This is a genomic window from Vibrio sp. VP6 (genome assembly GCF_028823755.1).
In the GTDB taxonomy this organism is placed as follows: Bacteria; Pseudomonadota; Gammaproteobacteria; order Enterobacterales; family Vibrionaceae; genus Vibrio; species Vibrio parahaemolyticus.
In genome coordinates this window covers 106,593-119,335 of the sequence record NZ_JAPEID010000013.1, presented here as the reverse complement: position 1 = coordinate 119,335, position 12,743 = coordinate 106,593, and the positions used below count along the sequence as shown (strand labels likewise).

Sequence of the window (12,743 nt, the reverse complement as noted above, 5' to 3'; positions counted from 1 at the left end):
AAAGTCGTACAAGAAGCCTTAACGTAGGATATTTTCCGTTTTCCAAGCGGACCCCTTTTAGGAGCGATCAGTGCTAAGTTTTCTTTCAATAACACGTGCCCCATGAGCGCTGGTGGTGTTTCTTCACCAAAAGCGATAGCGACATCCAATTCATGTTTCAGCAACCCGGAGCACAGTTCATCGCGATTGGCCGTTAATAGCTCAAAGGAGATGCCGTGCTCTTTCGACAACAACGCGACAGTCGGCGCTAACAAGTGCGCGGCCAAAACAGGCGGAGCACCGATTCGTAAATGTTGAGTTCCCTGTTTGACTTTGTTGGTCAGAGAACGAAATTGTCCAAGTTGCTGATAGACTTTTTCTGCCTCTGGCAATAAGGCTTTGGCTTCTTGAGTGGGAACGAGGCGACCTTTTACGCGTTCAAATAAAGCGAAGCCCAGTTGTTGCTCTGTATGGGCGAGAACCCGAGTGACATTGGGCTGGGAAACGTGCAGTAAGCGAGCAGCACCAGACACTGTTCCTGCTTGCATAATGGCGTAAAAGACTTCCAATTGTCTTAAGTTCACTGCGATTTCCCTCTGCTCATGTTGGTCACCTCAGAATACCCAACCTTGCTGATGAGCGATAGAGGCAAAAGTGCTGGTGTAAAAAAATAGGAAGACGATGTTGGTTGCCTTCCTATCTTGCTTTTTCAACTTCTCAACTTCTCAATTTCTATGCTTCATTTTACTGCGGCATGAAGGGGCAGGTCGTTAAACGGCTCGACGTCTCGGCTGAGTAATCCCATCAAAACCACTGCTAACACCATGACAATAGCTGCTATTGCAAAACCGTATTGTGTTAGCTCGTAATGACTCAACATTGCAATCAGGACATAACTGACAGATTGAATGGTGGTGGCAAACATGCTGATGCCGCCATCGACGCGACCTCGTTGATGAACCGCTACGGTGTGATGCATCCAGTTGACTCTCGCAATGCGATTTAGCGCGTTGAACACACCAAACAGCGCCGTAAACAATAAGATGGTCAGCGGGCTTATCGCAAAACTCATTCCGATAAACGCTAGAGATACCATGACCATCGAAGCAAACATAATGTGGCTATGGGAGGCGCGACTCAGCACTTTGGTGACAATGAAACCTGTTAGTAACGAGCCGAGACCAAAACTGATGTTGAACCCTGCAAACCAATCGCCAGAGATGCCTTGTTCAGAAAACCAAATCGGCACTAATTTGCTCAAATACGTCAATGCAGGATAAGAGAGGCAAGAGAGCAGAATAAAGCCATAAAAGCGGGGTTCGAGACGGAATATTTGTTTGCTCTCTTTGAGCTGTGCGATGAAAGCAACGGACTTTGATGCCCTCAATTGTTGGGTATACGGCGTCAAAACATAGAAAATCGCCGCTAAAGCGGATGCGCTGGCCGCAAACAAAGCAAACTCTTTCATGCCCCACATTTCAAGCAAAACAATACCCAACGCACCAGCTCCGAGGGTCGTGGATTGCATTACAATTTCTTGCTGACCCGAAACTTTCGCATACTCATGGTGCTGATAATTTTCTTGGGTGAACGCGTTGTTGGTCGTCCATGCAAAGTTACTCGAAACCCAATACACCAATTGCGCAAAAGCCAGCAGCCAGTGGGACTCAAACCCTAACCAATAAGCAATGAACACTACCAAAGCCATGCCCGATTGAATCCATTGATTGAGCACGAGGAGTGCTTTTCGTGAGTGTCGGTCCACTAAAGTGGAAAAGAAAGGCGTAGCCAGAAGAGAAATCGCGGTGCAGCTCAGAGAAACTAAAGCGACGAATGTGCCCATTTTGGGCTCGGAAAGCATGACCCATGGCAGTGCCATCATGAACAAGCCAGAGGATATACTGTCGAAGAAGCGGCCTGCTAAGTACGGCTGAGTTTTATTTTTCATTATGTTTGCCTCAAATTCCCAATGGATTTCAAAACGTTGGCTTCTAGCGGTGCTGTGTTTGTCAACCAAGTTATGCGTCCTGAACGCAATATTTCGAGACCGTCTGGGTTTAGCGTTATTTAAGATGGTGTAACTTTAGAACCTCAAGTAAACTTGAGGTAAAGCTTTTTTTTAACAAAATAGAAACACGGGAAGTCAAGGATGGAAATCAGCGTAGGAGAAGTGGCAAAACGTTCCGGAGTGAAAGTCTCTGCCCTGCATTTTTATGAACAAAAAGGACTGATTTCGAGTTGGAGAAATCAAGGCAATCAGCGCCGCTACCACCGCAGCGTTTTGCGCCGTGTCGCGGTGATTAAAGCGGCTCAGCAAGTTGGGTTATCGTTAGAAGAAATCAAACATGCGCTAGATGAGCTGCCGAAGCACCAAGCTCCAAACAAACAGCAATGGGAAGTCATGGCAAGCCATTGGCATGAACAGTTAGAACAAAAGATTCAAAAACTCAAAGCCTTACAAAACGATTTGGGTGGATGCATTGGCTGCGGATGTTTGTCGTTAGAAACCTGCGCACTGCGAAACCCAGAAGATGTGTTAGGCAAAGATCACTCAGGTTCGAATTTGACCTTAGAAGAAGGGGCGTAAGCGTTATTCTTTGTCGAAACTGTCCACCACAATCGCGCCCATCGACGCTGGCATTGTGATGACGATAACGCGTTTTATCGCAACGATCGGGTCAGTAAAGAGTGGCAACTTGTCGAGACAAAATAGCACCAAAGCCACCACGATAGCGGCGATGGAATAGGCGATCACAACGCGAAATACAAAGATGGGAATGCGCTTTCTAATGTGGCTTTGAAATACGCTTTGATAAGCGAAAAAGCTGAGAAAAATCACAGAAAGGCTTAACAACATGAGCAGGTTTATCATGGGTAAGCTTTCACCCAATCGCCATGCTTCTTCCGAAAAAGAGATAGGCACAGCAAGGGCAAAAGCGCCAACTAACACTTGGCTGGCATCTTCAAGATTAAAGTGGCTGCTCATGTTGTAGGTTCCGTTATTCGTTGTTATTGCTCAGCTGCAACAGCTTCTCGAATCGCTCGTTACCGTGCAGCAATTCAAGATCGCGTTCTTCTGCCAACAAATCGCGAATTGAAGGGCTGTAGTCAATGGCGCGTTCCAGATCTTCAATCGCTTGTTCCTCAATCCCTAATCGAGAGTACGCACAAGCGCGTTGGTAAAGCGCAGGGCCATTGGTGTAATCTACCTCAAGCACTCGGTTACATATGCTTAGCGCCCAATGGTATTCGTTGATTTCCATGGCCGCATCGGCTTTGTAAGTTAATGCTTCAAGGTCACCAGGTCGAATTACCAAGATTTCGTCATAAATCTCAATACGTTGTTCCGGCGTTTGCGAACTTTGAGCACGTAACCACAAGTTGTGGATTTCGTTGATCTTTTCAATCTCTTTGTTGTTTTCACTGATGATGCGAGTTTTGCGTTTTAAATCTCGCTCCAGCGCAACAAATTTCTTTTCATATTCTTGAGCGATTTTTTCCAATCGCTTGTCCGCCATTTCTTTTGTGTTGTGCTTAAACTCGCGCAGCGACTGCCAACCTACAAAGGCGATCAATGATGCCACGCCCGCGATGATGTAGAAGAAGTACGTTACCGTCACATTTGCGTAGTTCAGCGATTTATCCGCCACCGTTAATTCACGATCGGTGATCTCGGTGATCATTCGTTTTTCAAGGTTTTGGTAATCCTGACGTAAGGATTTAAGTTCATCTAAAATATAGCGTTCCATTAACGGTCTATCTAATAGATCTGATTCAGAATATTTTTCTTCGGATGCCAGAGTCGGGAGAGAGAGAATCAGGGAGATCAGGGAGAAGAAGAGGGCAATAAATAAGCGCATAAAACGTCCTTTTGCGTGAAGAGTACAGATAGACCCTGCAACCATAGCAAATCGAACAAACGTTTAGCAAAGTTATTACAAAAGAAATGCTTGTCACGCTTTTGCGCAACTTTTATGGCTCAAGACAAAAGTGGAAGCAGAAAGACGGGTTTGTGAACGGTAAATTCTTTGGTCAGTTGTTCTTTGTTTTACAACTGGTTATGCTCGTCCTTAATTCTTTCTCAAGTGTGATAAGTGCATGGACGCAAAAGCAAAAAACTACTTAAATCGGTATCTTGATTCACTCTCCCCAGAGCAGAAAAGTGCTATTCCATCAGTCAGTGCTGACTACTATTGTGCCGATGAATACAACGCGAATGTGTGCGCCGAACTCGTACGTATTGGGCAGAAAACGGCATCGTGCAGTATGGATCTGTGGTACCGAGAGCACGGGGAGCCGATGCCAGAGGTCGGGCATTTGCAAGTCGTCACCAATTGGGACGGTGAGCCTGTTTGTGTGATTCAAATGACGGACGTGAGCACTTGTCGATACGATGAAGTCACCGCAGAGTTTGCCTACGCAGAAGGCGAAGGTGATAGAACGTTGAACTGGTGGCGTGACGCACATGCTGCATTTTTTAAAGCCGAGTGCGATGAGTTGAACATCGATTGGCATGAGCAACGTTTGCTGGTTCTAGAACGCTTTAAAGTGGTGTATCCATCTGAATAATCAGCGTTGAGTGACTAAAAAACAGCACCGAGTTTGGTGCTGTTTTTGTTTTTATTCCTGCATTCAGATTAACGTTTCACAGCCGTGACGCTGAATACATGCCAATGTTTAGGCGTCCCGACTATGGTGGTGCCATCTTCATCTCTTTCATGCATGGAGACGATGTCATAGCCCTCAAAACATTGCTCGACTTGCTGGCGAGTGAGTGAAGTTAGATGAGCATGCGAGTTTGAATCAACCCAAGAATCGTTCACGCCTAAAAAGTCTCCGCAGAAAACACCACCTGATGGCAAAGAAGAATCGATTTGATTCCACACGTTTTCAAAGTGCGCTTTTGGGCAAAAGAACAGGCTGGCGCTAGCAATAAATAGGGTGCACTTAGGGTAATCAAAATCGCTGAAACACGCTTGCGAGATGGAGAAGTTCGGCTGTTCAGAAAAACGCGTCTCACAGGTTTTTATTGCATCTGAGTTGTTGTCGAATGCGTGAACACGAAAGCCTTGTGCGAGAAGAAAATTGGAGTCTCTCCCTGTACCGCAGCCAGCGTCAACGGCAATTTTCTCTGCTAATGTGTGAAATTGTAGGGCTTTTTCTACATTGACCCTGTGTGGTTGTTGAGCGACTTTTTGATAGTACGGATCCCATGAAACTGACATTGAATTTCCTTTTCGTTATAAAAAACGCCATTCAAATTTGAATAGCGTTTTTGTTGTCCTTGAAGCTAGCCTACACAACTCTATTTTTGCGGCGCTAACGAAATGCGGAGAATGTGACCAAGTTAAAGTTGATCTTCTATTGGCAAAATGCCGGAGAACCAAGCGCCTAATCGGCGAAAAACGCCTGCTTCGGGTTCCGAATCATATTCCTCACCAGTTTTGGTGTTTGTCCAAACAAAACGCCTGCTTCGGGTTCCGAATCATATTCCTCACCAGTTTTGGTGTTTGTCCAAACAATGTCTCCGTCACGTAGAGTGAGTCGATAAGCGTTGTCTTTCAGTTGGCTGGGTAATTTTGCCAAGAACGTTTGCACGTATTCCGGTTGTTCAATCACAACGGCCATTTCGGTATTCAAAGCCGCAGATCGAGGGTCCCAGTTCATAGAGCCGACGAACAGTGTTTTGTCATCAATCGTCATTGCCTTTGCGTGTAAGCTCGCGCGGCTACTACCTGTTAAGCTCCATTTACTCTTGAGCTTCGCGCTGGATTTCACTTCCCAAAGTTTGATGCCGGATTCGAGCAAATCTTCACGATATTTGGCGTACCAGCCATGAACGGCAAAGACGTCATTCGACGCAAGGCTGTTGGTTACGATGGTGATGTCGACACCTCGCTTAGCTGCATTCGTCAGAGCTTTTGTGCCAGCTTCTGTTGGGATGAAATAAGGCGAGATGAGTACGAAAGAGTGCTCAACACTTTTTAATAGCTCGGTTAAGTTTCCGACTAACTGACTATCGTGTGTCGTGACTTTATCTGGCAAATCGAACCAAACTTGTCCATCACCCCAGTACAAATTCAGTTTGCCTTGTTTGAGGTCTTGATACATATCCAAGGCGGTAAAATCGTATCGGCCAGAAGAGAATTTTTCTTGCAAGTTCAGTTTGGTGACTTGTTTTTGAATCGCGGCATCGGAGACGCTTTGAGACTCTGGCGATATCCACTCCATCGGCACGGCGTGTACGCTGTTCCAATAAAGATCAAACTGATCCGCCGTTTGCTGCACGGCTTCCCCGTAGAGCAGTAAATCGAAGTCGCCGAACTCTACTTCTGATTCAAAAGAGAAATACTCGTTACCGATATTTCGTCCACCGACAATCGCAGAGACACTGTCAGCAATCAGCGATTTATTGTGCATTCGGCGGTTCAGTCGTTCGAAGTCACTGGTTAACGCAAAGATTCGTGCAGAGCGGTATTGATGAGGATTGAACAGGCGTATCTCAATATTGGGGTGCGCATTTAGAGCCGCCATGACGTTGTCGTTGCGTTTTTGCATGTCATCAAGCAGCAGTCGGATTCTGACGCCTCGTTTGGCTGCTTCGTACAAACGCCAAGTGATCAGCTGGCTGGTTTCGTCACCGCGATAAATATAGTACTGAAGATCCAAGCTTTTTTGTGCGGACTCGATGAGAGAAGTACGAGCAAGAAGGGCATCGTGTCCTTGGTTGAGCGGGTAAAAGCCAGTGATGGTTTTAGGATCTTCACCATAAGCTTCAAAGTAATGAGCCAGAACCGAATCTTGTTGATAGCCGAAATGGAAAGTTGTGGATTTCTCACTTGGCTGATTTGATTCGATTGATGAGCATGCTGAAAGCACTGAGAACATGGATGCGAAAATGAATTTGGAGAGCGTATGTAACAATGGCACATTTCCTTGTCTTACAAAACCTTACTGTATTGAAGTATAGACATAAGTGCTTTCAACGTGCAGTTATCGCGGCTAAAGAACGAGTGTTTAGTCAAGTAAATCCATGAAGTGAGATCATACTGCGGGAAGAAAGCGGTATTGGGCGCGTTTTTCTCCTAATTTCAGTTTATTTTTATGGCGCACAAAATCATTTATTTTACTTATGTTTCTTGTTGTATTGGTCATTATCACTAATATCTGGCGATAATAACCAATAGCGCTCTGTAATAAATCAATTGAAATATATAACCATATGAATTTATTGAGGTAAATGTTTGGCACAGCGTTTGCCTAGAGACAAAAGAAGTAGGTCAGCACAACTTGCGGAGCTGGTTAATTTTTTGTTAATTTTATTAACTTTGAATAGACGGTTATTTGTGGCTAGTCACCACAGAAAAACGCAGCTCTCTTACTTTACTTGTAATTGGCCTCAGCAAGCAGGCAACGAACACGGGTTCCTTGCCTTGAACTGCATGATTTCGTTTCAAGTTAGTTGAATGATGTAACGGCCACACACCATGTTGTTAGTCGCTACAGAAGTACAAATATCTTCGTCTATTTCAGATGCAATGAACTCACCGATTGCTCACAGGGAGTACTTGCTAACTCATTGAGCATTATGCTTTTTGATGTCGCATTTAGGTTGAAAAACCAACAAGAGCATTCGGCTGAATACAACAATAAAAAAGGATTTTTGATGTTAGCAAAACCCATAGTACGTTGGCTTTTACCCTTCGTTGTCGTCGGCGGATCTTACGCTGGATATGCCGCGATTGCAGCGACAGCTCCAGAGAAAGAGTCAACAAAAGAAACCATAACCGAACCCACAGTTCGAGCCTCTTCTCTTTTTCCTACTGACCATAAAGTCGTGATTACCAGCCATGGCGAATTGGTTCCATTCGAAAAAACACACCTTTCTGCTCAAGTCAGCGGTGAAGTGATCAGTTGGCACCCTAATTTTGTAACCGGTGGCATCGTGAAGCGTGGGGAAGTGCTATTCACGATAGAAAGCGATAATTATGAAGCGGCCGTACTTCAAGCTGAAGCGGGTCTGGCTAGTGCTCGTGCATCGTTAATTGAAGAACAAGCAAAAGCGGAAGTGGCGAAACGCCAAGCGAAAAAACTTAGCGACAAGCAAGTCACCGATCTGTACTTGCGTAAACCTCAGGTGCTTAGCGCGCAAGCGCAAGTGAAGTCTGCTCAAGCCGCTCTCAAACGTGCAAATCGCGACTTGGAAAACTGCCGAGTGGTTGCGCCATACGATGCTTTAGTGGTCGAGCGTGATGTCGGTGTGGGTCAGTTTGTGACGTCGGGATCTCGTGTCGCAACTTTGAATAACATCGAAGTGGCGGAAGTGCATGTTCCAATTGCTGGTTTTGATAGTGCGTTTTTGCCGGAGTCAATCAAAGAGCTGACAGCAACCGTAACTCAGCAAGGCATTCTCTCGACCACACGTGAAGGTAAAGTCGTTCGCGATTTAGGAATGATTGATAGCGCCACGCGCATGATCAATATGGTGATTCAGGTTGAAGATCCTTATGGCATCGATAACCAGCAACCGCCAATCAAATTTGGTTCTTACGTCGAAGTCAGCTTTACGGGCAAAGAGCTCAAGCATATCTATCGTCTTCCACAAGAATTAGTGAAAAACCGCACGGTTTGGGTCGTCAACGATGAAAATCAACTTCAGCCTCGCACTGTCACAGTGTTAAGAGCGGAGGGAGAATTCATGTTGGTAGGTGAAGGTTTGGAACAAAGTGACCAATTGGTTCTGACTCTTCCTGAATACCCGCAAAAAGGCATGGCGGTTATAACGACTCCGAAACCGTCGTACAGTAAGTAGGAGTTTGTCATGGAAGATACGAATCAAAAGGGCATCATTGCCTATTTTGCCAATAACCCTGTGGCTGCCAACCTGTTGATGGTGTTTATCATCATCATGGGTATCGTGAGTTACATGTTTATCCAGCGTCAGATGTTCCCGAATATCGAAGTGAACTACATCGACGTTCGCGCGACTTATCCAGGTGCGTCTCCTCAAGAAATTGAAGAGAGTATTTTGGTCAAAGTGGAAGAGTCGATCAAAGACGTTACTGGCATTAAAAAAGTGGTGTCGCGAGCTTCTCGTGGCAGTGCTTATATTTCTATCGAAGTTGATGTCAACGCGGATATCAAGCGAGTGCTTGATGATGTGAATCAGCGCATCGATACTATTTCTAACCTGCCTCTTGGCATGGAGCCCATCAATGTCTATCAGGTTGAATGGCGACAAGACGTGATAGAAATGGGGCTGGTGGGGGACAGGCCTCTTGAAGAGCTTAAGCCGATTGCGAAGCAGATTGAAGATGAGCTTCTGCAGCTTAATAACGTCATGTTGGTGTATTTAAGTGCGCCAGAGGAAGAGATTGCGATTGAAGTCGATCCCCTTGTGCTGCGTAAGTATGACCTAACGTTGAATGACGTAAGCAATGCCATTCGTCGTTACTCGGCAAACTTCTCGGCGGGCGAAGTCAAAACAAACTCCGGGATGATTGCGGTTCGAATCGAGAACCAATATTACCGTGGAGATGAGTTTAGAAATATTCCCGTTAAGCTAGGTGCCAATGGTGCCAAGGTATTGTTGCAAGACATTGCTACCATCAAAGATGGCTTTACCGAAGAAGAGCGCTACTTCGAGTATTCAGGTCAAAATGCTATCTACATGTCAGTCGAAGCTACGCGCGATCAAAACATCATTCCGGTTGCTCAGTCAGTTCGTAACTACATCGAAGCCAAAAACAAAACCTTGCCGAGTGATGTTCAGCTAAAAATTCTGGTCGACATGACGTACTACCTAAATGGTCGTCTCGACATGATGCTGAAAAACTTGCTGCAAGGCGCGGTGCTTGTTGCGATCATGTTGACGATTTTCCTACGTTTCCGTTTGGCGATGTGGGTAATGATCGGCTTACCAGTGTGTTTCCTTGGTGCGGTGATGATGATGCCAGCTTTGGGTATTACAGTGAACATCGTCTCGCTGTTCGCTTTCATCATGGTGCTCGGAATTGTGGTGGATGACGCCATCGTCATGGGAGAAAGTGCGTACAGTGAAATCGAAGAAAAGGGCGGCGGTGTCGAGAACGTGGTACGCGGTGTCAAACGCGTTGCTACGCCAGCGACATTTGGTGTTCTGACAACGATTGCTGTATTCGCACCATTCTTGCTTTCGAGTGGTATTGATAGCGCTTTCTTTTACGGCATTGCTGGTGTCGTGATTCTGTGTTTGATCTTCAGTTTGATTGAATCAAAGTTGATCCTACCAGCGCACTTGGCGCATACCCATTTTAAACCAGTCAAACCTGGTGGATGGCGAGATCGTTTCAACCAACGTTTCTTCGGCTTTGTAAACGGCACTTATCGTAACTTCGTGAAAGCTTGTACGCATTGGCGTTGGACTGTATTTGCTGTGTTCTGTGGTTTATTGCTGATCAGTGCTGCATTGGTTAAATCCAACTATGTGCGTGTTATCCCTAACCCGAAAGTACCGACGGATTACCCTGCGATTACTATCGAGATGAATGACACGGTTTCCAGTGAGCAAACCATTGAAGCGTTGAAAACCATCGAGCGTGTCATGCAAGAGGTCGAGTCTCAAACTATTGCTGAACATGGGCAAGGAATGATTCGCGATGTGCTTTCTTACAATAGAAGCCGCACCGAAGGACGAGTGTTAGTGCCGCTTGTCGATGAGGAAATTCGTCCGTTCAATACCTTTGAACTTGCTCGACGCTGGCGTGAGGCGATGCCTGTTATTCCGGGGATGAAGAGTATCAAGATCCGCGAACAAAGTGCAGGTGGTGGCGATCGTGATGAGTTTGGCTACTTACTGTTTGGCTCCAACATCAATGAACTTAATCAAGCAGGACGTTACTTGATTGAACGTTTGCAGCAAGAAGAAGGGTTGTACGATATCTCGTCATCCATTGATTCAGGCAGCAAAGAAGTGCTTCTTTCTCTTGCGCCTGTTGCGTACGATCTCGGTCTTGACTTGACCATGATTGCGCAACAAGTCGGCGGCAGTTTTTACGGCGGAGAAGCACAGCGTTTGATTCGCGACGGTGAAGAGATCAAAGTCATGGTTCGCTATCCTCAACTGACTCGTGAAGCGTTTTCTTCATTACGTTACGCTGTCATTACTACGCCAGCAGGCAAGAAAGTGATGTTGGGCGATGTCGTGAATATCAGTGAGCAGCCTGGGGTTAGCACAATTCGTCGCGAAGGTGGTTATCAAACCGTTTATGTGTACGGCTCTATTGATGAAGAACTCGTTGAGCCACAAGAAATTGTGAAAATCATCGACGATAGTATTTTGCCTGATATGAAGAAGCTGCACCCAAGTGTCAAAACAGAGCTGGGTGGTGACATCGAAGAGCAAGCCGCGCAACGCAACGAACAAATCATGTTCTTTGTGGCAGGGATGATCATTGTTTATATCTTGCTTGCCGTACCATTGAAGAGCTATACCCAGCCTCTTATCGTGATGTCCGTTATCCCGTTTAGTTTAACAGGGGCGATTTGGGGACATTTCTGGTTGGGGCTAGACATTAGCATGATGTCGACATTCGGTTTGATCGCAGCCGCAGGTGTGGTGATCAACGACTCGTTGGTGATGACAGATTATGTGAACCAAGTGCGAGAGAAAGGAATGAGCATCAAGCAGGCGGTGGTTGAGGCTGGTTGTGCGCGTTTTCGAGCGATTACGCTGACATCCATCACGACCTTTGCGGGTGTATTGCCTATTATGTTCGAAACCAGTCTACAAGCACGTTTCGTAATACCAATGGCCGTCGCTTTGGGCTTTGCTGTGCTGTATGCCACAGTCCTGACGTTGGTGTTAGTGCCTTGTCTGTATCTAATGCTTGAAGATATTAAAAACATCTTTCGAGCGATTAAGCGCTTCTTCCAGCGTGTCATTGGTCGTTTTAGAAAAGCGTCAGTATCTTCAGATGTTTCTGCGAATACATCGAACTAGCATCTCTTGTCTTAATAAAAAAAGCAGCCTTCGTGCTGCTTTTTTTATGCCGAGGATTTAGGCCTGAATGACTTTAGATGAATGTTTGAGGCGCACGTTTTGAGCCGATAACTGTGAGGATAAATGGCGCTCTATACTATAGATTAACTGAATGAAATTGGCTGTTGGATTTGCTTGGTTAATTTAACACTTGGGGTGCGAAATTTACCATGCTGATATAAATATAAAAACGAACGTTCAATTAAGTTGTTGAATTTAAAGGATTAAAAAGTTGGCATCGTATGTGCAATATATAAATTGTAACCAAAATGAACTGCTAATCCTCAAGGAGCTTATTATGAAAAGCGTAATTCTATCTACTCTAGGTCTTATTGTTGTAACTTCATCGCCAATCGCTGCTGCTAACACTTTAGACAGAGAAGAGTGGAGCTCAGATTTACGTCAGGACTTTTCTGAAATGAAGCATGAAGCTGTAGCAGATATTCAGCAAATGAACATAGACGCAATTGATGCGCGTGATGCTCGAATCGTGAAAAACATCAAAGATGAGCAGGCACAGCTGGTAAAGGTGAAATGCCGCAAAGACGAAGCGAGCAAGTCATAACCTCCGATTGTGAACAATTAATAAAATTAAAATGATGTATCCAATACGAGTTCGACGCTAGTTAGCAGTAGGCGTTGACCTTGTTGCTCTACTTGCCAGCCTTTCAGGCTGGCCTTTTTGTTACAGGTGTACTGTATAATTAGTATCTATGGATAAGTATCTCAATAATTTCTAGTTCAA

The 12,743-nt window shown here is 45.3% G+C and carries 9 protein-coding genes and 2 pseudogenes; 5 read left to right on the top strand and 6 right to left on the bottom strand.

The window, feature by feature from the left end; all coding sequences use genetic code 11:
• On the bottom strand, positions 1 to 563 hold a 563-nt coding region (locus OU793_RS10905; protein ID WP_274647769.1), incomplete at its 3' end, for a LysR family transcriptional regulator.
• 155 nt (positions 564 to 718) lie between these two features.
• Positions 719 to 1,927, bottom strand: coding sequence for an MFS transporter (locus tag OU793_RS10900; protein ID WP_140103593.1), 1,209 nt, complete (start codon positions 1,925 to 1,927; stop codon positions 719 to 721).
• A 201-nt stretch (positions 1,928 to 2,128) separates the two neighbouring features.
• Here OU793_RS10900 and soxR point away from each other — a divergent pair, with 201 nt between their 5' ends.
• Entirely contained in the window at positions 2,129 to 2,566 is a 438-nt protein-coding gene (gene soxR / locus OU793_RS10895) for a redox-sensitive transcriptional activator SoxR (protein ID WP_025629511.1), read from the top strand.
• A 3-nt stretch (positions 2,567 to 2,569) separates the two neighbouring features.
• On the opposite strand, the gene OU793_RS10890 is transcribed toward soxR, so the two are convergent.
• Both OU793_RS10890 and OU793_RS10885 read right to left on the bottom strand, forming a co-directional pair.
• Positions 2,570 to 2,965, bottom strand: coding sequence for a DUF2391 family protein (locus tag OU793_RS10890; RefSeq protein ID WP_005464146.1), 396 nt, complete (start codon positions 2,963 to 2,965; stop codon positions 2,570 to 2,572).
• A 13-nt stretch (positions 2,966 to 2,978) separates the two neighbouring features.
• The gene (locus OU793_RS10885; protein ID WP_180793900.1) at positions 2,979 to 3,839 is read right to left on the bottom strand and encodes a tetratricopeptide repeat protein; all 861 of its coding nucleotides are present in this window, start codon (positions 3,837 to 3,839) and stop codon (positions 2,979 to 2,981) included.
• Positions 3,840 to 4,077: 238 nt separating this feature from the next.
• Between OU793_RS10885 and OU793_RS10880 the strand changes: the two genes are divergently transcribed.
• Entirely contained in the window at positions 4,078 to 4,548 is a 471-nt protein-coding gene (locus OU793_RS10880) for an ASCH domain-containing protein (RefSeq protein ID WP_069508220.1), read from the top strand.
• 68 nt (positions 4,549 to 4,616) lie between these two features.
• On the opposite strand, the gene OU793_RS10875 is transcribed toward OU793_RS10880, so the two are convergent.
• Together OU793_RS10875 and OU793_RS10870 are read right to left on the bottom strand one after the other, a co-directional pair.
• Positions 4,617 to 5,204: a trans-aconitate 2-methyltransferase gene (locus OU793_RS10875; protein ID WP_021452443.1), complete on the bottom strand. Its 588-nt coding sequence runs from the start codon at positions 5,202 to 5,204 to the stop codon at positions 4,617 to 4,619.
• Between the two features lie 122 nt (positions 5,205 to 5,326).
• Positions 5,327 to 6,903: pseudogene (locus tag OU793_RS10870) on the bottom strand (phospholipase D family protein).
• A gap of 742 nt (positions 6,904 to 7,645) precedes the next feature.
• On the opposite strand from OU793_RS10870, the pseudogene OU793_RS10865 reads away from it, so the two are divergent.
• From OU793_RS10865 to OU793_RS10855, 3 genes and pseudogenes are all read left to right on the top strand, one after another.
• A pseudogene (locus OU793_RS10865) lies at positions 7,646 to 8,787 on the top strand (efflux RND transporter periplasmic adaptor subunit).
• Positions 8,788 to 8,800: 13 nt separating this feature from the next.
• Positions 8,801 to 11,959 carry an efflux RND transporter permease subunit gene (locus OU793_RS10860; protein ID WP_159404288.1) on the top strand — a complete coding sequence of 1,053 codons (3,159 nt, stop codon included), beginning with the start codon at positions 8,801 to 8,803 and terminating at the stop codon, positions 11,957 to 11,959.
• A gap of 337 nt (positions 11,960 to 12,296) precedes the next feature.
• Complete coding sequence (locus OU793_RS10855) at positions 12,297 to 12,563, top strand: hypothetical protein (RefSeq protein ID WP_005464185.1); 267 nt, start codon at positions 12,297 to 12,299, stop codon at positions 12,561 to 12,563.
• Positions 12,564 to 12,743: the final 180 nt, after the last annotated feature.